The 18,294-nt window shown below is 76.8% G+C and carries 19 protein-coding genes; 7 read left to right on the top strand and 12 right to left on the bottom strand.

The window, feature by feature from the left end; all coding sequences use genetic code 11:
- Positions 1-145: 145 nt before the first annotated feature.
- Together BUE45_RS00210 and BUE45_RS00205 are read left to right on the top strand one after the other, a co-directional pair.
- Positions 146-1,708, top strand: a complete 1,563-nt coding sequence (locus tag BUE45_RS00210; RefSeq protein ID WP_073373693.1) for a sodium-dependent transporter — start codon at positions 146-148, stop codon at positions 1,706-1,708.
- Positions 1,708-1,821: a methionine/alanine import family NSS transporter small subunit gene (locus BUE45_RS00205; RefSeq protein ID WP_073373692.1), complete on the top strand. Its 114-nt coding sequence runs from the start codon at positions 1,708-1,710 to the stop codon at positions 1,819-1,821. Before BUE45_RS00210 ends, BUE45_RS00205 begins: the two co-directional genes overlap by 1 nt.
- A gap of 157 nt (positions 1,822-1,978) precedes the next feature.
- Here the strand turns inward: BUE45_RS00205 and BUE45_RS00200 are convergent, their stop codons facing one another.
- The 6 genes from BUE45_RS00200 to BUE45_RS00175 all read right to left on the bottom strand — a co-directional run bounded on the left by BUE45_RS00200 (position 1,979) and on the right by BUE45_RS00175 (position 7,530).
- A complete protein-coding gene (locus tag BUE45_RS00200) occupies positions 1,979-2,524 on the bottom strand; it encodes a type 1 glutamine amidotransferase domain-containing protein (RefSeq protein ID WP_073373691.1) in 546 nt (181 codons plus the stop codon).
- Between the two features lie 97 nt (positions 2,525-2,621).
- Complete coding sequence (locus BUE45_RS00195) at positions 2,622-3,455, bottom strand: SDR family oxidoreductase (protein ID WP_073373690.1); 834 nt, start codon at positions 3,453-3,455, stop codon at positions 2,622-2,624.
- Between the two features lie 95 nt (positions 3,456-3,550).
- Positions 3,551-4,264 carry a hypothetical protein gene (locus BUE45_RS00190; RefSeq protein WP_073373689.1) on the bottom strand — a complete coding sequence of 238 codons (714 nt, stop codon included), beginning with the start codon at positions 4,262-4,264 and terminating at the stop codon, positions 3,551-3,553.
- A 46-nt stretch (positions 4,265-4,310) separates the two neighbouring features.
- Positions 4,311-4,925, bottom strand: a complete 615-nt coding sequence (locus BUE45_RS00185; protein WP_073373688.1) for a helix-turn-helix domain-containing protein — start codon at positions 4,923-4,925, stop codon at positions 4,311-4,313.
- Between the two features lie 283 nt (positions 4,926-5,208).
- Positions 5,209-5,973 carry a MerR family transcriptional regulator gene (locus BUE45_RS00180; RefSeq protein WP_073375161.1) on the bottom strand — a complete coding sequence of 255 codons (765 nt, stop codon included), beginning with the start codon at positions 5,971-5,973 and terminating at the stop codon, positions 5,209-5,211.
- A gap of 177 nt (positions 5,974-6,150) precedes the next feature.
- Positions 6,151-7,530, bottom strand: a complete 1,380-nt coding sequence (locus BUE45_RS00175) for an FAD-binding oxidoreductase (protein WP_073373687.1) — start codon at positions 7,528-7,530, stop codon at positions 6,151-6,153.
- 161 nt (positions 7,531-7,691) lie between these two features.
- On the opposite strand from BUE45_RS00175, the gene BUE45_RS00170 reads away from it, so the two are divergent.
- Positions 7,692-8,435: an SDR family oxidoreductase gene (locus tag BUE45_RS00170; RefSeq protein WP_073373686.1), complete on the top strand. Its 744-nt coding sequence runs from the start codon at positions 7,692-7,694 to the stop codon at positions 8,433-8,435.
- A 58-nt stretch (positions 8,436-8,493) separates the two neighbouring features.
- Positions 8,494-8,904 (top strand): DNA-binding protein, encoded by a 411-nt coding sequence (locus tag BUE45_RS00165; RefSeq protein ID WP_073373685.1) that lies wholly within the window; start codon positions 8,494-8,496, stop codon positions 8,902-8,904.
- A 42-nt stretch (positions 8,905-8,946) separates the two neighbouring features.
- On the opposite strand, the gene BUE45_RS32325 is transcribed toward BUE45_RS00165, so the two are convergent.
- Positions 8,947-9,135 (bottom strand): hypothetical protein, encoded by a 189-nt coding sequence (locus BUE45_RS32325; protein ID WP_073373684.1) that lies wholly within the window; start codon positions 9,133-9,135, stop codon positions 8,947-8,949.
- A 421-nt stretch (positions 9,136-9,556) separates the two neighbouring features.
- Here BUE45_RS32325 and BUE45_RS00155 point away from each other — a divergent pair, with 421 nt between their 5' ends.
- Entirely contained in the window at positions 9,557-10,423 is an 867-nt protein-coding gene (locus tag BUE45_RS00155) for a sigma-70 family RNA polymerase sigma factor (protein ID WP_073373683.1), read from the top strand.
- A 59-nt stretch (positions 10,424-10,482) separates the two neighbouring features.
- Here BUE45_RS00155 and BUE45_RS00150 read toward each other — a convergent pair whose 3' ends face one another.
- Positions 10,483-11,025 (bottom strand): MOSC domain-containing protein, encoded by a 543-nt coding sequence (locus tag BUE45_RS00150; protein WP_073375159.1) that lies wholly within the window; start codon positions 11,023-11,025, stop codon positions 10,483-10,485.
- A gap of 379 nt (positions 11,026-11,404) precedes the next feature.
- On the opposite strand from BUE45_RS00150, the gene BUE45_RS00145 reads away from it, so the two are divergent.
- Positions 11,405-13,045 (top strand): ATP-binding cassette domain-containing protein, encoded by a 1,641-nt coding sequence (locus tag BUE45_RS00145; RefSeq protein WP_073373682.1) that lies wholly within the window; start codon positions 11,405-11,407, stop codon positions 13,043-13,045.
- Between the two features lie 143 nt (positions 13,046-13,188).
- On the opposite strand, the gene BUE45_RS00140 is transcribed toward BUE45_RS00145, so the two are convergent.
- From BUE45_RS00140 to BUE45_RS33070, 3 genes are all read right to left on the bottom strand, one after another.
- On the bottom strand, positions 13,189-13,806 hold the full coding sequence (locus BUE45_RS00140) for a GyrI-like domain-containing protein (protein WP_073373681.1): 618 nt from the start codon (positions 13,804-13,806) through the stop codon (positions 13,189-13,191).
- Positions 13,796-14,323, bottom strand: coding sequence for a PadR family transcriptional regulator (locus tag BUE45_RS00135; RefSeq protein WP_073373680.1), 528 nt, complete (start codon positions 14,321-14,323; stop codon positions 13,796-13,798). The genes BUE45_RS00140 and BUE45_RS00135 overlap by 11 nt, the downstream gene beginning before the upstream one ends.
- A gap of 81 nt (positions 14,324-14,404) precedes the next feature.
- A complete protein-coding gene (locus BUE45_RS33070) occupies positions 14,405-14,626 on the bottom strand; it encodes a lysophospholipase (protein WP_245832665.1) in 222 nt (73 codons plus the stop codon).
- Positions 14,627-15,592: 966 nt separating this feature from the next.
- Here BUE45_RS33070 and BUE45_RS33690 point away from each other — a divergent pair.
- Entirely contained in the window at positions 15,593-16,792 is a 1,200-nt protein-coding gene (locus BUE45_RS33690) for a sensor histidine kinase (protein WP_073373679.1), read from the top strand.
- Here the strand turns inward: BUE45_RS33690 and BUE45_RS00120 are convergent.
- Positions 16,783-18,252 (bottom strand): serine hydrolase domain-containing protein, encoded by a 1,470-nt coding sequence (locus BUE45_RS00120; protein ID WP_178378414.1) that lies wholly within the window; start codon positions 18,250-18,252, stop codon positions 16,783-16,785. The two genes, BUE45_RS33690 and BUE45_RS00120, sit on opposite strands and share 10 nt — an antisense overlap.
- Positions 18,253-18,294 lie beyond the last annotated feature (42 nt).

The raw sequence follows: 18,294 nt of genomic DNA, 5'->3' as shown, positions 1-18,294 counted from the left end.
GGAACGCGGCGCTGGACGTTCGATCACCAGGGACTTTCCGGAGAAGACGAACATACGACACCAGGTCCCGGAACATGCCCCTTCGTCCAAATCCTGCTACCGTGCGGGGCGCGCAACGACGGTATGTGACGGAGGAGACCTCACCATGGCCCAACAGGCCCAACAGCCCCGCGAGCAGTGGGGGTCGCGCGCGGGCTTCCTGATGGCGGCGATCGGCTCCGCCGTCGGCCTCGGCAACATCTGGCGCTTCCCCTACATCGCCTACGAGAACGGCGGCGGGGCGTTCATGGTGCCCTACCTGGTCGCCCTGCTGACCGCGGGCATCCCGCTGCTGATCCTGGAGTACTCGATCGGCCACAGGTACCGGTCCTCCGCCCCGCTCTCCTACCGGCGCATCTCCCGGCCGGCCGAGGCGATCGGCTGGTGGCAGGTGGCGATCTGCTTCGTCATCGCCGTCTACTACGGAGCGATCATCGCCTGGAGCGCCTCCTACGTGTGGTTCTCCCTCACCGGGGCCTGGGGCGAGGACCCCGACGGGTTCTTCTTCGGGGAGTTCCTCCAGGCCAGCGAGGCACCCGGCGCCATCACCGGCTACGTGCCCGCCGTCGCCTGGCCGCTCCTCGCCGTGTGGGTCGTCGTCCTGGCCATCCTGGCCCTGGGTATCCGCAACGGCATCCAGAAGGCCAACATGGTCTTCATCCCGCTGCTGGTGGTGCTGTTCCTCGTCCTGGTCGTCCAGGCGGTCACCCTGGAGGGCGCCGCCGCCGGCCTGGACGCCCTGTTCAGCCCGGACTGGAGCGCCATGGCCGACGGGAGCGTGTGGGTGGCGGCCTACGGGCAGATCTTCTTCTCCCTGTCCATCGGCTTCGGCATCATGGTCACCTACGCCTCCTACCTCAAGCGCAAGGCCGACCTGACCGGCTCGGCCATGGTCGCGGGCTTCGCCAACAGCTCGTTCGAGCTGCTGGCGGGCATCGGCGTGTTCGCCGCCCTGGGGTTCATGGCCACCGCCGCCGGGACCGCCGTCGACGAGGTCGCCACCTCCGGGATCGGGCTGGCCTTCATCGCCTTCCCGCAGATCATCTCCACCCTGCCCCTGGGCGGGTCGGTGTTCGGCGTGCTGTTCTTCGCGTCGCTGGTCATCGCCGGGCTCACCTCGCTGATCAGCATCGTCGAGGTCGTCGTCTCCGCGGTCCGGGACCGCGTCGGCCTGGGCCGCCTCCAGGCGGTCCTGCTGGTCGGCGGGGTCATCGCCCTGGTGTCGGTCCTGATCTTCCCCACCCACCAGGGCGTGCACTACCTCGACGTGTTCGACCACTTCATCAACCAGTACGGCATCGCCCTGGCCGCCCTGGTGATGCTCATCGTGTTCGGCTGGGTCCTGCGCCGCCTGCCGGCCCTGCAGGCCCACGCCGACAGCGTGTCCTCGGTCCGCCTGGGCCGGTGGTGGCGGATCACCCTGAGCGTGGTGACGCCCGTCCTGCTGGGCTTCATGATGTGGGACGGCCTGCGCAGCGAACTGGCCGAGAACTACGCGGGGTACCCGACCGGGTTCCTGCTCGCGGCCGGGTGGGGCGTGGCCATCGGGGCCGTCGTCGTCGGCGTCGTCATCGCCCTGGTGCCCTGGAGGCGCGCCGACCGGATGGCCGCCCACGAGCGCGCGGACGGTGAAGGGGACGAGCAGGACCGGAAGAAGGAGGACCGCTGATGTCGATGGGCGCTATCACCATGATGGTCGTCTCCATGGTGCTGCTGTGGGGCGGTCTGGTCGCCGCCGTCGTCCACCTGCGGCGCCACCCCGAGGCGCCCGAGGACGACTGACCCCGGGCGCGCACGCGCACGCACGGAGAGGGGGCGGGGCCGGTCGGCCCCGCCCCCTCTCCGTGCCGCTCCCGGTGGTCGGGAGCACGGGGGCGGACCCGCGGGTCCGCCCCCGCAACCTCGCGGCCCGGCCCCGGCGCCCGCCGGACCGCTCCGCTCAGGACCGGGACAGCTCCTCCACGATCCGCGCGCAGAACGCCGGCAGGTCGTTCGGGTCGCGGCTGGTGGTGATCCCCCGGTCCGTCACCACCTCGGCCTCCACCACCTCGCCCCCGGCGTTGCGCACGTCGGTGCGGATGCTCGGGTACGACGTCACCGAGCGCCCCCGCACCAGGTCGGCCTCCACCAGCATCCACGGGCCGTGGCAGATCGCCGCGATGGGCCGCCCCTGCGCGGCGAACTCGCGCACGAACCGCACCGCGTCGGCGTCCGCGCGCAGGTTGTCGGGGTTCACCGTGCCGCCGGGGATCACCAGCCCGTCGTAGTCGCCCACCGACGCCCGGGACACCCGCCGGTCCACGGGGAACCGGTCGGCGGGCTCGATGTCGCCGTTCATCGCCTGGATCTCGCCGTCTTCGAGCGAGAGCAGCTCGGTGTCGGCCCCCGCCTCGCGCAGCACCCGCCACGGCTCCCGCAGCTCGACCTGCTCCACACCGTCCGCCGCCAGGAACGCCACCCGGCGCCCGTTCAGCTCGCCTGTCATCGTCGCTTCCCCCTCGTCGACTCATCGGACGGGGCCGCCACTACCCACAGGGCGGGCGCGCCCAAACACCCCCCTCGCGCGCCCGCCCCCGGGCCGTTCAGCCCGCCCGCCAGGTGGCGTCCTCCAGCGCCCCCGCGGCCTGGGGGCCCATCAGAGAGAGTCCGCCGTCCACGAAAAGCGACGCCCCCGTCACGTACGAGGACCCCGGCCCCGCCAGGAAGGCCACCGCCTCGGCCACCTCGAAGGCGTGCCCCGGACGCGCCAGCGGGTACCCCGCCCGCGAGTCCAGCCGCGGCTCCTCCTCGTGCTGTCCCGTCATCGGCGTGGCGATCTCCCCGGGCGCCACCGCGTTCGCCGTGATCCCGTACAGCCCCAGCTCCAGGGCCAGCACCCGGGTCAGCATCCGCAGCCCGCCCTTGGCCACGCAGTACGGGCCCGCCGTCACCCGCGGGTACTCCTCGTGGACGCTGGTGACGTTGACGATGCGCCCGCCGCGGCCCGCGTCGCGCATGTGCGCGGCCGCGACCCGCGCGCACAGGAACGGCGCGTCCAGGTCCACCGCCAGCACCTCGCGCCAGCGCTCGTAGCCGGTGTCCAGCAGGTGGGCGTCCGAGCCGGTGCCCGCGTTGTTGACCAGCACACCCACCCCGCCCAGCTCCTCCACCAGGTCGGCGACCGCCTGCGAGCCCAGCTCCGGGTCGGCCAGGTCGTGCCGGCGCACCGCCGCCCGGCGCCCCTGGTCGCGGACCTCCCGCGCGGTGCGGGCCACCCCCTCCTCGTCGCTGTGGTAGGTGATGCCGATGTCGAAGCCCTCCCGGGCCAGCCGGACCGCGGTGGCCCGGCCGATCCCGCTGTCGGCCCCCGTCACCACGGCCACCCGGTCGTAGTCGTCGAAAGCGCCCGCACCCGCGACGCGGTCGTCGTCCGCCATGATCCCCCCTCGCCTGCGCCGCGACCGGCGCACACGGGGGCGGCTACCCGCCGCGGCCCCCGGTACACCCGCGCGGTGCGGCGCCGGGAGCGGGCTCAGCCCACCGCGTCGCGCTGGTCGCCCCACACCGCGGCGGGCACCCGCTCCAGCAGCTCCACCAGGGCCTGGGCCGCCTGCGCCGCCGCACCGGGGTCCATCGCCCGGTCCTGCCACGTCAGCAGGTGGGTGCTGGCGAACCGGAACGGCACCGGCACGGCGCCGCCGGCCCGCACCAGGTGGGCGCGCACCCCCTCGTCCAGCACGCGCCGCGCGAAGCCCTCGTCGGCCGCGGCCACCGTGAACGCCGCGTCGAAGGCGGCGTCGCCCACCGCCGCCTCGCGCACCCCCGCCGCCGGCGGCTGCGGGCCCGCGGCGCCGCGGGCCCGCACCTCCACCGCCGGGACCGGCACCGGCAGCGCCACCGCGACCACGGTGTGCACGTGCCCGGTGGTGACGGTGTCCCGGCCGTCGTGGCGGGAGGTGGCGTAGGAGTACTCGTAGGCGGTCACCGCCCGCCCGCCCGGCCGCGCGCACAGCACGTGCCGGGCGCGGGCGTTGGAGCGCCGCTCCACGAACGGGTCCCCCTCGAACCGGTCCACCAGCTCCGGGCGCTCCCGGTCGTAGCTCCACCCGTGCTCGCGCGCCCACGCCGCCAGCCGCTCGCAGTGCTTGCGCTCGGGCACCGCCCCCACCACCCGGGAGGCCACGACGGCGACGGCGACGAGCACCAGCACCCCCAGGACCACGGCCTCCACGACGACGATATCCATGGGGTTCTTTCCTTCCGGCGAACGGCTCTTACCGTTGAGACGCCCCTCACCGCCCCTGCGGTTCCCGATCCGCCGCGCGTCCGTCCCCGCCGGGGCGGACCCGCACGTGGGCGCGCTCCCCCTGCGGGCCGAACAGCCCCAGGTAGGACGCCGGGCCCGGCCCCGGGTTGTAGAACCCGTGGGGGATGCGGGTGTCGAACTCGGCGACCTCCCCCTGTTTGAGCACCATGTCGTGCGGCCCCAGCAGCAGCCGCAGCCGCCCCTCCAGCACGTACACCCAGTCGTGTCCCTCGTGGCTGCGCTGCTCGGTCTCCACGTGCCCGCGGGGCGGCGGGATGGTGATCCGGAACGCCTGGATGCCGCCCGGGGTGCGCGAGAGCGGCAGGTACTCCACCCCGTCGCGGGTGAAGGGCCGCAGCCGCACCCGGGGGTCGGCCGTGGCCGACTCCACCAGCTCGTCCAGGGCCACCCCGTGCACCCGGGCCAGCGGCAGCAGCAGCTCCAGGGTGGGGCGGCGCCGCCCCGACTCCAGCCGGGACAGGGTGCTCACCGAGATCCCGGTGGACTCCGACAGGCGTGCCAGGGTGATGCCGCGGTCGCGGCGCAGCTCGCGCAGGCGCGGGCCCACCGCGTCCAGCACCGGGTCGAGTTCGTCGTCCATGGCGGCCAATCTGCCACAGCCCGGACCGCCGGAGAAGAAAGGACCCCCACCGGGGGGAGCAAGGGGTCGGATCCGGTCCCAGTGGGGGTGGGGAAGGGATCACACCCTACCCCGACTCCGGGGCGCCCCCGCCGGTCGGCCCGGGGCCGGGGCGGTTCTCGCGGCCCCGGCCGGTGCGGCTTCGTCCGGCCCTGGCGCTACCGGGGCGAGGGCCCACCGATCAACGGGTCGCCCCCGGTGCGAACGGTCCGGCGCCTGCACACCACGCGGCGCGACGCCGCACTCACCCCCGGGCGCCGCCCGCCGCGTCCACGTAGTCCTGCAACCGCGCCACCCCCGCCGCCAGGGCGCGCGAGCGCCCGGCCAGCTCCTCCTCCCGGCGGCGCAGCACGCCCTGGAGCGCGTCCCCGCCCCCGCCGCCCGAGGCGCGCAGCTCCTCCATCACCGGGGCGATGCGCTCCAGCCCGTACCCGCCCCGGCGCAGCTCGCACACCACCCGCACGTCGCGCACCTGCTCGGGCCCGTACACCCGGTACCCCGTGGCCGCATCGCGCCCGGGCCGCACCAGGCCGGCCCGCTCCCACACCCGCAGCGCCGAGGCCCGCACCCCCACCAGGCGCGCCACCGCGCCGATCCGCAGCGGCCCCTCCCGGCCCGGGGCCCCCACCCCGGCCAGCACCCGGGGCGGTCCGGGCGCGGCCGCCGCGCGGGCCACCGCCGCCAGCGCCCCGGCGGCCTCGCGCACCGCGGCCCGCTCCCGGTGGGCCCGCGCGAAGGCCGCCTCCACCAGTTCCAGCGCCGCGTCCACCCCGTCGGTGTGCAGGGTGCGCAGCACCTCCCCGGCCGCGGCCACCCCCATCCCCGGGGCCAGGGCCCGGTAGGCCACCAGCGCCGCCAGGTGGCGGCCGGTGAACCTGCGCTGGCCCGAGGCGGTGCGCCGCGCCGGCGGCAGCACCCCCGAGGCCTCGCAGTCGCGCACCGTCTGCGCCGAGACGCCCACCGCCCGGGCCAGGTCCACCGGGCGCAGCCCCTCTCCCCCACCGGTCACCGCGACCTCCCCCTCCACGCTCCCCGGTGCGCCGCGCACGGCGCACCGGACGACGGTACCGGGACGGCGCGGGCGGGGCCCGCCGGGGCCGCGCCCGGCGCGCGGGCCCGACCGCACCCGCCGTTCGGACGGGGCCCGGTCCGCGCGCACCTGCGGCCGACCGCGCGCGGTCGGCGCTCACGCCGTGGCGAACACCTTGCCCGGGTTGAAGATCCCCGCCGGGTCCAGCGCCCCCTTGACCGCGCGGTGCATGGCCACCACCTCGGGCCCCATCTCCCGGGCGGCCCCGCGCATCTTCAGCAGGCCCACCCCGTGCTCCCCGGTCACCGTGCCGCCCAGCGCCAGCGCCTCGTCCACGATCACCTCGAACGCCTCCTTGGCCCGCTTCTTCGCCTGCTCGTCCCCGGCCGGCACGATGAAGAGGGGGTGCAGGTTGCCGTCCCCCGCGTGGGCGATGTTGCCGATGTGGGTGTCGAACCGGCGGGCCGCCTCCTCGATGCGCTCCAGCATGTGCGGCACCCGCGCCTTGGGCACGCACACGTCCTCGGTCAGCAGCGGGCCCAGCCGCTCCAGCGCCGGGTAGGCCAGCCGCCGCGCGGCGAACAGCGCCTCGGCCTCCTCGGCGTCGGTGGAGCGCACCGCGTACACCGACCCCTGGGACTCGAAGCAGCCCAGGATGGTGTCGGCCTCCTGCTCCCCGGCCGCCCCGGGCTGGTCGCTGCGCGCCAGCAGCAGCACCTCGCCCTCCGCCGACAGGCCCATGTTCTTCCACTCGTCCACGGCCTGAAGGCAGAACCGGTCGATGAGCTCCAGCGCCGAGGGCACCACCCCCGAGGCCGCCACCGCCGCCACCGCCCGCCCGGCGTCGGTGAGGGAGTCGAAGTAGCCCACCACCGTGTGCTCCACGCCCGTGCGCAGCGGCCGCATCCGCAGCGTCACCTCGGTGACCAGGCCCAGTGTGCCCTCCGAGCCGACCATGAGCCCGGCCAGGTCGTACCCGGTCACCCCCTTGGCGGTGGAGCGGCCCAGCCGCACCACCTGCCCGGTGCCCACCACCGCCTCCATCCCCAGCACGTAGTCGCGGGTCACCCCGTACTTGACGCAGCACAGCCCGCCCGCGTTGGTGGCGACGTTGCCGCCGATCGTGGACCAGGGCGCCGAGGCCGGGTCCGGCGGGTACCACAGCCCGTCCCGCGCCACCCGCTCGCGCAGCCGGTCGTTGACCACGCCGGGCTGGACCACCGCGCTCTGCTGGACCGGGTCCACCGCCAGCACCCGGTCCATGCGCTCGAAGGACACCACGACCCAGCCGTCCACGGCGTTGGCCGCGCCCGAGAGCCCGGTGCCGGCGCCGCGCCCCACCAGCGGCACGCCCTCGCTCGCGCACAGGGCCACCACCGCCGCCACCTCGGAGGTCTCGCGCGGGCGCACCACCGCCGCGGGCCGGCCGTAGGGCGCCCACTCGGCCTCGTCGTGGGCGTAGCCCCGCATGATCTCGGGGTCGGTGACGACCTGGTCGGCGCCGATCGCGTCGGCCAGCCTGCGGGCGAGGGACATCGCTCCTCCTCGGTGCGGGGTCGCCGGTCCCGGGTCGGGCGGCGCTGACCAGCACACTAGCGACCCGGTGCGGGGGCCGCTCCCGCGCGGTGCCCCGCCGCGGAGCCGGCGCGGTGCTAGCGTCGCCAGCGTTCGCGCGGGCGGCGGGGAAGGGGCGGCGGATGACACGGATCCTGGTCACCGGGGGCACCGGGACGCTGGGGCGGCCGGTGGTGGAGGGGCTGCGCAGGACGGGGGCGCGGGTGCGCTCGCTGAGCAGGCACCCCCGCGACGGGGACCCCGACTCCTTCGCGGTGGACCTGCGCCGCGGGACCGGGCTGGACCGGGCCCTGGAGGGGGTGGACACGGTGGTGCACTGCGCGAGCAGCCCGGCGGGCGGGGACCTGCGGGCCGCCGCCCGCCTGATCCGCGCGGCCCGCCAGGCGGGGGCGGGGCACCTGGTCTACATCTCGATCGTGGGCGTGGACCGGATCCCGCTGGGCTACTACCGCGACAAGTACACGGTGGAGCGGGCGCTGGCTGCCTCGGGCCTGGGGTGGACGGTGCTGCGCGCCACCCAGTTCCACGACCTGGTGGCGGCGGTGTGCGCGGGTGCCGCCCGCCTGCCCGCGGTGCCCGTCCCTCGGATGGCGGTGCAGCCGGTCGCCGTGCGGGAGGTGGCCTCCCGGCTGGTGCTGCTGGCCCGGGGGGAGCCGCGCGGGCGGGTGCCCGACATGGGCGGCCCGGCGGTGGAGTCCTTCGCCGGCCTGATGGACGCCTACCTGCGCCACCGCGGGCTGAGCAGGCGCACGGTGGCGGTGCACCCGCCGGGGCGGGTGTTCGCGGCGCTGCGCCGGGGGGAGAACCTGGTCCCGGAGCGGGCGGTGGGGACGGTGTCGTTCGCGGACCACCTAGCCCGGCTTTGAACAATATGTTGAAAACACCACGTTGACAACCGGGGGTTGTCGGGGTGATGCTGGGCCCATGACCACATCCGGCCTCACCCCGCCCGACCCCGAGAAGGCCCGCAAACAGCGCGCCTACCCCGCCCTGGCCCGCCTCACCGAACGCCACGCCACCGACGCCGACCGGCTCCGCTGGGAGGGCGACCAGCGTCCGATGGCGCCCCTGGACGCCGTGCGCCGCACCGCCGACCTCGCCGCCGGCAGCGCCGAACCCGACACCGGGCACCCCGGCGTCGACCGCGAGGACCTGCTGGCCGCCCTCACCCTGCTGCCCCTGGCCCGCGCCGAGTTCGACCGCCTCGAACAGGGCCTGCTCGACATGGCCAAGGGCCGCGGCATGACCTGGCAGGAGATCGCCTTCGGCCTGGGCCTGGGCTCCGCCCAGGCCGCCCGCCAGCGCCACGAACGCCTGGCCCGCCGCACCGACTGACACCCGCCGGGGTCCCGCAGAGCCGCGGGACCCCCGCCCGGGTCAGCCCGGCACCGGGTGCGCGGCCCGCACCACACCACGCGGGTCCCGCTCCCGCTTGATCCGCCCCAACCTCTCCAGCACCGCGGGCGGGAACACCCGCCCGAGCGGCTCCCCGCCCGTCAGCGCCGTCAGCGGCTTGCGCCCGCTCACCGCCACCCCCGCGAACAGCCGCTCCCACCGCTCCCGCACCGCCCGGCCCCCTCGGGGCACCGAACGCGTAGGCGTAGAACGGCTCGGACAACGGCCCGAACGGCGTCCCCGACGGCCCCGCCAGCGCCCCGCCCAGATGACGCACCTGCACCCCGGACAACGGGCCCAGCGGCTCCGCCGCCAGCCCGCGCTCACCCGCCCACCGCACCACCGCGGCCACGTCCTCGGCGTCGGCGGCCTCCACCACCGCCACCGGATCCTGCGCCACCGCCAGGTTCCACGGCCGCGACGCCGCCGCGAACCCCGCGGCCCCGCCCACCAGCACCCGGCCGCGCACCACCGCGTCCAGACCCCGCACACCCATCTCGACCCTCTTCCCTCGGTCACACCACCGGGACCCCGTACGTCATCCCGATGAGCCGTCGCACCCCTGACGGACCCCGCCGCGAGAATGTGACCGATGCACGAGAAGAACGCCGAAGAAGAACGCGCCGCCCTGTTCCAGGCGCACCGACCGCTGCTGCTGTCCGTCGCCCACCGCATGCTCGGCTCCCACGCCGAGGCCGAGGACGCCGTCCAGGAGGCCTGGCTCCGCCTGGCCCGCACCACCGGGGAGATCGACAACCCCGCCGGGTGGCTCACCACCGTCACCGGCCGCATCTGCCTGGACCTGCTGCGCTCGCGCACCGCACGCCGCGAGGAACCCGCCGACCGCCCCGGCACCGAACCCGCCGACCCCGCACCCGGCCCCGAACACCACGCGCTGACCGCCGACGCCGTCGGCGTCGCCCTGCTGGTGGTCCTGGACGCGCTCACCCCCGCCGAGCGCCTGGCGTTCGTCCTGCACGACGTGTTCGCCGTGCCCTTCGAGGACATCGCCCCCATCGTCGAGCGCACCCCCGCCGCGGCCCGCCAGCTCGCCAGCCGCGCCCGCCGCCGGATCCGCGGCGCCCCCGCCCGCACCACCGCGGTCGTCCCCGGCCACCGCGACGAGGTGGTGGACGCCTTCCTGGCCGCCGCCCGCGGCGGCGACCTCACCGGCCTGCTCGCCGTCCTGGACCCCGGCGTCACCGCACGCGGCGACGTCTTCGCCCGCCTGCACGGGATCCCCGCGCGGACCCACGGCGCCGACGCGGTGGCCGCCCAGGCCCTCGCCTTCTCCCGCCTGGCCCGCAGCGCGCGCCCCGTCCTGGTCGAGGGCCGGCCCGGGTTCGCGTCCCTGTCCGCCGACGGCCCCACCGCGGTGCTGCTGCTCACCGTCGCCGAGGGCCGCATCACCGGCATCGACATCAGCTGCGACCCCGACCTGCTCGCCGCCCTGTCCTGAACACACCGGCGGCCCCGCACCCCTGTCACCAGGGGGCGCGGGGCCGCGGGCGCTCGACCTCAGACGCGTTCCAGCGCCAGGTGCGGACCCTGCGGGAGCAGCACGTCCACCGCCATCCCCGGCTCCACGGCGCCGCCCTCCAGCACCACCCCCATCACCCCGGCCAGCCGCTCCACGGCACCGTCCCGGCCGCGCCGCACCAGCCGCTTGAGCAGCCCCGGCGCGAACGCCTCGATCTGCGCGCACGGGTTGCGCAGCCCCGTCACCTCCACCCGGGCGTCCGGCCCCAGGCACAGCACCGCGCCCCGCGGCAGGCCCAGCAGGTCCACCCCCCGCGTGGTCACGTTCTCCCCCAGCTCCCCGGGCCCCACCGCGAACCCCTCCGCCGCCAGCTCCTCCAGCAGCTCGGCGTGGATCAGGTGCACCTGCCGCAGGTTGGGCTGGGTGGGGTCCACCGCCACCCGCGACCGGTGCTTGACCGTCACCCCCAGGTGCGCGTCACCCTCCACCCCCAGCCCCGCCAGCAACCGGATGCCCTCCCGCACCGGCTTGCCGAACGTGTGCCCCGCACTGCTGGCCACCGCCTCCACGACCGCGCCCACCGCCACCGCCCCTTCTCACGCGAACAGGTCCGACCCGCCACCCTAGCGCCCGCCCGGCGGGCGTTCCGGGCCCACCGCCGGCTTCACCGCCCCGCCCGGACGGCGACCGGGACCCGCGCACCCGCACCCGGGACCGCGCCCCCCGGGTGGCGGGCCCCGCACCCGCCACCCGGGAAAACCCCTGGACCGGCCCCGTGCCCCGCGCCTACCCTGGGCACCGTGCAGTACCTCTACTTCCTGTGAGCAGGACACCGCCCGCCCGTCCCCGCGCCCACGCGCGGCCACGGGCGCCGCGCGCGTACCCCGACCCCGCACCCCGGGGTCCCTGCCACCGGAACCGGGGGCCCGCCCGCACGGGCCCGGCCCCCAGAGGAGAAGCATGCCCACCCTGGACCCCGCCGCCGCGCCCGCGGGCGAGCGCGCCCAGCTCACCGCCGCCGGCCTGCACGTCAGCCGCGGCGCGACACCCGTCCTGACCGGCCTCGACATGACCGTCACCCCCCGCTCCCGCTGGGGCGTGGTCGGAGAGAACGGACGCGGCAAGACCACCCTGCTCCACGTCCTGGCCGGCGCCCTGGCACCCGACCGCGGCACCGTCCGCCGCACCGGCACCCTGGGCCTGGCCGAACAGGAGCTGCCCGCCCGCGACGGCCGCACCGTCGGCGACCTGGTGGACGCCGAGCTGGCCGAGGCCCGCACCGCCCTGGCGGCCCTGGACGCCTCCGCCGAGGCCCTGGCCGCGGGCCGGCCCGGCGCGGACGCCGACTACGCCGCCGCCCTGGCCGCCGCCCAGACCCTGGACGCCTGGGACGCCGACCGGCGCGTGGACCTGGCCCTGGAGAACCTGGGAGCGGACACCGACCGCACCCGCCCCTTGGAGGAGATGTCGGTGGGCCGGCGCCACCGGGTGCGCCTGGCCGCCCTGCTCGGCGCCGGGCACGACTTCCTGCTCCTGGACGAGCCCACCAACCACCTCGACGCCCACGGCCTGGACTTCCTCACCGCGTGCCTGCGCGAGCACCGCGGCGGCGTGGTCCTGGTCAGCCACGACCGCGCCCTGCTGTCGGACGCGGCCACCACGGTCCTGGACCTGGACCCCAGCCGCGACGGCCGCCCCCGCACCTACGGCGGCGGCCTGGCCGGGTACCGGCGGGGCCGCCGCGCCGAACGCGACCGCTGGGAGCAGGAGTACGAGCGGCAGCAGGCGGAGCACACCCGCCTGGCCCGGGACCTGTCCCAGGCGCGGAACCGGCTCGTCGACGGCTGGCGCCCCGACAAGGGGACCGGCAAACACGCGCGCGCCACCCGCGCCGGGGCCCTGGTGCGCGCCGTCCGCCGCCGCCGGGCCGACCTGGAGGCGCACGCCCTGCCCGTGCCCCCGCCGCCGGTGCGGCTGCGCATGCCCGACCTGCCCGCCCGGCCCGGCACCACCCTGGTGGACGCCGTGCGGGTGAGCGTGGCCGGGCGCCTGGACCGCCCCGTGGACGTGCGCCTGGAGTCGGGGGACCGCCTGGTGGCCACCGGCCCCAACGGGGCGGGCAAGTCCACCCTGCTCGCGGTGCTGGCCGCAGAGCTGGAGCCCACCGCGGGCACGGTGCGCACCGCGCCGGCGGCGCGGGTGCGGCTGCTGTCCCAGGAGTCGCCGCCCCTCTCGGGGCTGCGGGCCCGCGAGGTGTTCGCGGCCCGGATGGAGTCCCTGGTCAGCCGGGGCGTCCTCGCCGAGCCGGTGCCGCTGGCGTCCCTGGGGCTGCTGTCGGCGGCCGACGCCTCGCGGCCGGTGGGCGAGCTGTCCACGGGCCGGCGCCGCCGCCTGGACCTGGCGATGGCGCTGGCCGAGCGGCCGCACGTGCTGCTGCTGGACGAGCCCACCAACCACCTGTCCGTCCCCCTGGTGGAGGAGCTCACAGAGGCGTTGGGCGCCACCGCCGCCGCGGTGGTCGTGGCCACCCACGACCGGTGGCTGCTGCGCGAGACGGCGTCCTGGCCCCGCCTGGCCCTGGGGGCGGGTGCCCGCGCCTAGCGCGCCCGTGTGCGGGGCCGCCCGGCCGGGCGGCCCCGCACACGGGCCTGGCGGGCGGCGGCGGGCCGGGGCGCGCACCGCCGTCACCGGCGGGTACCCGCGGCCCCGGCCCCTCCCGCGCATCCCGGCGGCCTGCCGGGGCCTCAGGCGGGGGCCACGGGCTGGCGCAGGAGGGTGCGGCGCTTGTCGGGTGCGGTGCGGCGGAAGTCGCCGAGGTAGACCTCGTGGTGGCGCCCGCGCAGGCGCAGGCCCTGGGCGGGGATGAACTCGCCGTGCATGCGCTCCAGCACCGGGGCCTCGTCGTCGAAGGTCCCCACGTGCAGGGTCTGGACGCACCGGCCCTCGCTCAGCCGCTCCAGGCGCACGTCCCCCAGCCGGGCGGGGGCGTCCTTGGCGCCGGCCGCCGCGACGGCGGCGGCGACCATCTCCGGCGAGGTCCAGTCCGGGACCATGATCATCAGCGTCCAGTCCCAGCGGGTCTTGTCGCGTGCGGCGGTGAAGGCGTCCATGGAGTCGGACCACCACAGGCCCTCCAGGGGCATGACCGCGTAGTCGCGGCCCAGCTCCTTCTTGGAGGCGAACTTGAGCTTGTAGGCCACCGGGTACAGGGCCTGGACGGCCTCGGCGAAGGCGGGGCCGTTGGGGTCGCCGTGGCCGTCGACCATGAGGTAGTCCAGGTCGGGCACGTCCACGATCCGGAACCGGCCGCTGCGGGCGGTGTAGGAGTCCAGGGTCTTCTTGAAGTCGGTCTTATCGGCCATGGTCGTCTCGGGCCCGCCGGGCGAGCCACGTCCTTTCCGCCTCCAGGAGGCTGATCGAGTAGGAGAACACCTCGTGCGCGGCGTGCGGCAGGGGTTCCTGGGCGTCCTGCGCGGCCCGGACGGAGGCCAGGGCCTCCTCCACCCGGGCGAGCCGGGCGGCCAGGGCCCGCGGGTACTCCCCGGGGGCGAGCAGGTCGAGGTTGGCCACGCCCACCAGCAGCGGGTGGGTCACGCCGGCGGGGTCGCGCAGCAGGGCGAGCACGCCCTCGCGGGCGGCCCGGCGGCCCTCGTCGGTGGCGTGGAAGACGCGGCGGGAGCGGGCCGCGGCCGGGGCGTCGGGGACGTGGACCAGGCCCCGCCCCTCCAGTTTGGCGAGCAGGTAGTAGATCGAGGAGAACCCGATGTCCGCCCACCGGCGGACGCCGCGCTCCTCGATGACGCGTTCCAGGTCGTAGCCGTGGCGGGGCCGTTCGACCACCAGTCCCAGGACGGTGAGTTCGGCGGGTGTCGTCTTCACCCTCGTATTCTAGTACTGGAATAGACGGGGTGGGAACCCCCGCGGTGTCGTCCCCGCCGCGGCGGGGACGACACCGGCCCCCTACTTCAGGTGGCGGGTGAAGAAGCGGTTCCCGGCCTCGTTCTCGAAGGCGGGGACGCCGGCGTGCCCCCCGGTGTTGGCGTGCAGGGTCTTCTCCGCCGACCCCAGGGCGTCGAACAGGTCCAGGGCGGCCCGGCGGTCGTTGCCCTCGTCGTCCCACTGGAGCAGGACCTGGAGGGGGATGGTGATCTCGCGGGCCCGGGCGAGCATCGCGCGGGGCACGCGGGTCCCGGCGAACAGCAGGGCAGCGCGGCTCGGCCAGGGCCAGCCCCAGGCCGACCGAGACCACCCCGCCCGAGTACCCGGCCGGGCCCCGGACGCCGGGCAGGTCCAGCAGGGCGTCCAGGGCGGTGCGCAGCTCGGGGACGGCCCGCTCGACCAGCGCAGGGACGAGCCGCTCGACGATGCCCTGGACCGGTGCGCCCCGGTCCAGGGCGCGGCGCAGGTCGGCACGGGCCCGGTCCAGCTCGGGCAGGGGGTCGCGCCCACCGGCGCCGGGGAGTTCCAGGGCGGCGGCGGTGAAGCCCGCCGCCACGCTCGCCCGGGCGCGCCGGGCCAGGCGGGGGCCCATCCGGTCCAGTCCGCCGGGGTGGCCGACCAGGATCAGCGGGGCCGCCGGGGCGTCCGGTCCGGGCGTCCACAGCAGGCCGGGGACGCCGTCGAGGGTGAACGTGCTCTCCAGGACGCCGTCGTCCAGGCGTCGCTGCGAGGTGAGGTGCATGGTGGTGCCTTTCGGGAGTGCGCTGTGCCGGCGCTCCCGGGCCGCCTACCGCCCGGCCGTGACCCGCGAGGGGAGCGCCCGTCTCACTGCTGTGTGCACGGGTACCACCTCCTCGGTCTCTGGCACGGCCTGTGGGGGAACGTAGCAGGGCGCCCCGGCGCCGGCCAACGGGTTTTCCCCGGCCGGGGCGCCGCCGGGGTGCACCTCCGGCCCCTTCCAAATAACGTTTCGTTGGTAACGTAACTAATAAAACGTAAGTGATTGCGTTGGCTTCCGAGCCCTCCGGAAACCCCGGAATCCTGACTCACGATAAGTGGGCCTTATAATGATGTACATCTTGTGTTGCTACATAGGTGGGACAAAGCCGCCGCATAACGTTGGCACCCCCGCCCGCCCCCTCTCCCGGGCGCGCGAAAACGCGATGGGTACAGCCACCGCTGAACCGAGGGTGCGGTTAGCGTGAACCCATGACGGAGCGCCCCCGCACCCCCCGCCACGCCGACCCCCGCTGGACCGCCCCCGCCGCCCTGGCCCTGGCGGCCCCCGCCCTGGCCGGCACCCACCCCGCCGTGGTCGCCCTCGCCGCCGCCACCGGCGCCGCCGCGGCCCTGGCCCACCCCTGCACGCCCCGCACCGCGCTCGCCCTGGCCGCCACCGCCACCACCGCCGCACCCCTGCTCGGCATCCTCACCTGCCTGCTCGCCTACCGCGGCGGACGCACCGCCACCCCCCTGCGCCCACCGCACCTGGTCGCCGCCGCCGCGCTCACCGCCGCCCTGGCCGCGCTCGCCCTGACCGGACCCCTGCCCCTGAGCGCCGACGCCGTCGCCGCCCTGCCCCTCTACGTCGCCCTGCCCTGGGCCGCGGGCGCCCACCGCCGCGCCCTGGCCCTGGCGGCCCGCACCCGCGACCGGGAACGCCGCCACCGGGCCCGGCTGCGCGAGCGCGCCCGCATCGCCCACGACATGCACGACTCCCTGGGCCACGAACTCGGCCTGCTCGCGGTACGCGCCGCCGCCCTGGAGGTCGCCCCCCACCTCACCCCCCGCGACGCCCGCGCCGCCGCGGCCGACCTGCGCCGCGGCGCCGCCCGGGCCACCGAGAGCCTGCACCGGGTGATCGGCGTCCTGCACCCCGGCACCCCCGAGGCCGACCCGCCCGCCGACCTGCCCGACCTGCTGCACCGGGCCCGCGCCGCCGGCATGGACCTCACCGCCGACCTGGACACCGCCCCCGCCCCCGATGCGGTGGCACGGGCCCTGCACCGCATCGTGCAGGAGGCCCTGACCAACGCCGCCCGCCACGCACCCCGCGCCCCCGTCACCGTGCGGGTGCGCACCGGCCCCCACACCACCGACGTCACCGTCGCCAACGACCCGGCCGGCCCCCACCCGCCCCCGGCTCCCGCGCCGGGCACCGGGGTGGGGCTGGTCGGCGCCCGCGAACGCGCCCGCGCCCTGGGCGGAACCCTGGACGCCGCCCCCGACGGGGACGGGTTCACCGTCCGCGCCCGCCTGCCGCACACCGGCCCCGCCGCCCCGCCCGAGCCGGACGGGGCGCCCCCGCACGCCGACCCGCGCCACCCGCACCGGGACCTGGCCCTGGCGGGCGCCCTGGCCCTGGCGCTGACCTGCACCGCCACCCTCGCCCTGGCCCTCTACGCCTGAGGGCCGCCCGCCCCGGAACGCGCCCGCCAGCGCACCGCGGCCACCACCGCCCCGCACACCGCCGCCACCGCCAGCCACACCATCGCCCCGGCGGGCACCATGCCCCCCGACAGCACCGCCCACACCGTGCGCGGATGCGCACCCGAGGCCGCCCCCGTACCCGCCAGCCACACCACCACCGCCCCCGGCACCAGCACCGGGACCAGCGCCGCCCCGGCCCGCCACCGCGGACGCCCCGCCCACCGCGCGCCCCACGCACCCGCACGGCGCAACCGCACCGCCCCCGCCACCGCCGACGAGGCCGCCCCCGCACCCAGCACCGCGTCCAGGAACAGGTTCGCGGGAGCGCCCGGACCGGGCTCGGCGCCCCGAGCCGCCGCCAGCACCCCGGCCGCCAGCGGATAGGCGGTGTCCAGGTAGGAGAACGTGTCGTCCAGCACCGCCACCCCCCACCGCCCGTCCGCCGACAGCAGCTGCTGGGCCAGGTGGGAGTACTCGGTGCCGCCGTGCCCCCACCCGCCCCCGTCCAGGCGCCGCCACCCCAGCCCGTAATCGCCGCCGGCCCCGCCGGCCCCGCCGGGCCCCAACGCCTCCCGCACCGCCGCCGCGGACAGGAACTCCTCCCCTCCCGGACCGCGCCCCCCGGCGGTGAAGGGGACCAGCCACCGGCCCAGGTCGCCGGCGGTGGAGACCACCTCCCCCGACCCCGTCGACAGGTCCGGCGGCAGCGCCCGCACCACCCGCACCCCCAGCACCCGCAGGTGCCCCGGGGCCATCCCCTCCACCGGCGCGCCCGCCGGGACGCTGGCGCTGTCCCCCATCCCCAGGGGCTCGAACACCCGCCCCCGCACCACCTCGGCGAACGGCTCCCCCGCCACCTCCTGCACCAGGGCCGCAGCCAGCCAGTAGTTGCCGTTGAAGTAGCGGTGCACCGTGCCGGGCTCCGACACCGGACCCATCCCCGACAGCACCCGCACCGCCTCCTCCAGGGACTCCTTGTGCGCCCGGTCCGGGGACAGCAGCCCCTGCGAGGCGAGCCCCGAGGTCTGCTCCAGCAGGTGGCGCACGGTGATGCGGCGCCCCCGCGGATCGGCCGGAGCGAACGCCGGCAGGTGCTCGACCACCGGGTCGTCCAACCCCAGCCGCCCCTCCCGCACCAGGCGCAGCACCGCCGCGGCGGTCATCGACTTGGACAGCGACGCCACCGGCATCACGCTGTCGGCGCCCACCGGCCGCCCCAGCGCGTCGTGCCCGTACCCGGCCGCGTGCACCACCCGCCCCCGGTGCACCACCGCCACCGCCACCCCGCCCAGCCCGTTGCGCTCCCGGTACCCCTCCACGAAAGCGTCGACCCGCTCCGACCGCGAACCCCCTCCCTGCGCACCGGCCCCCGCCGGGCACACCAGCACCACCGACACCGCGACCGCCACCGCCATCCGCGAAACCGCACCGATACCCATGCGCCCGAACCTAAGAGCCCGGCCGGGGCCGGCGCCTGGGCC

This window comes from Nocardiopsis flavescens (assembly GCF_900141985.1).
Taxonomy (GTDB): Bacteria; Actinomycetota; Actinomycetes; order Streptosporangiales; family Streptosporangiaceae; genus Nocardiopsis; species Nocardiopsis flavescens.
This window is presented reverse-complemented; position numbering and strand designations above follow the sequence as displayed.

Bases quoted from the DNA above. Each gene is read 5' to 3' on its own strand.
- BUE45_RS00210 (WP_073373693.1), top strand. From the start codon at position 146: ATGGCCCAACAGGCCCAACAGCCCCGCGAGCAGTGGGGGTCGCGCGCG.
- BUE45_RS00205 (WP_073373692.1), top strand. From the start codon at position 1,708: ATGTCGATGGGCGCTATCACCATGATGGTCGTCTCCATGGTGCTGCTG.
- BUE45_RS00200 (WP_073373691.1), bottom strand. From the start codon at position 2,524: ATGACAGGCGAGCTGAACGGGCGCCGGGTGGCGTTCCTGGCGGCGGAC.
- BUE45_RS00195 (WP_073373690.1), bottom strand. From the start codon at position 3,455: ATGGCGGACGACGACCGCGTCGCGGGTGCGGGCGCTTTCGACGACTAC.
- BUE45_RS00190 (WP_073373689.1), bottom strand. From the start codon at position 4,264: ATGGATATCGTCGTCGTGGAGGCCGTGGTCCTGGGGGTGCTGGTGCTC.
- BUE45_RS00185 (WP_073373688.1), bottom strand. From the start codon at position 4,925: ATGGACGACGAACTCGACCCGGTGCTGGACGCGGTGGGCCCGCGCCTG.
- BUE45_RS00175 (WP_073373687.1), bottom strand. From the start codon at position 7,530: ATGTCCCTCGCCCGCAGGCTGGCCGACGCGATCGGCGCCGACCAGGTC.
- BUE45_RS00170 (WP_073373686.1), top strand. From the start codon at position 7,692: ATGACACGGATCCTGGTCACCGGGGGCACCGGGACGCTGGGGCGGCCG.
- BUE45_RS00165 (WP_073373685.1), top strand. From the start codon at position 8,494: ATGACCACATCCGGCCTCACCCCGCCCGACCCCGAGAAGGCCCGCAAA.
- BUE45_RS00155 (WP_073373683.1), top strand. From the start codon at position 9,557: ATGCACGAGAAGAACGCCGAAGAAGAACGCGCCGCCCTGTTCCAGGCG.
- BUE45_RS00145 (WP_073373682.1), top strand. From the start codon at position 11,405: ATGCCCACCCTGGACCCCGCCGCCGCGCCCGCGGGCGAGCGCGCCCAG.
- BUE45_RS00140 (WP_073373681.1), bottom strand. From the start codon at position 13,806: ATGGCCGATAAGACCGACTTCAAGAAGACCCTGGACTCCTACACCGCC.
- BUE45_RS33690 (WP_073373679.1), top strand. From the start codon at position 15,593: ATGACGGAGCGCCCCCGCACCCCCCGCCACGCCGACCCCCGCTGGACC.
- BUE45_RS00120 (WP_178378414.1), bottom strand. From the start codon at position 18,252: ATGGGTATCGGTGCGGTTTCGCGGATGGCGGTGGCGGTCGCGGTGTCG.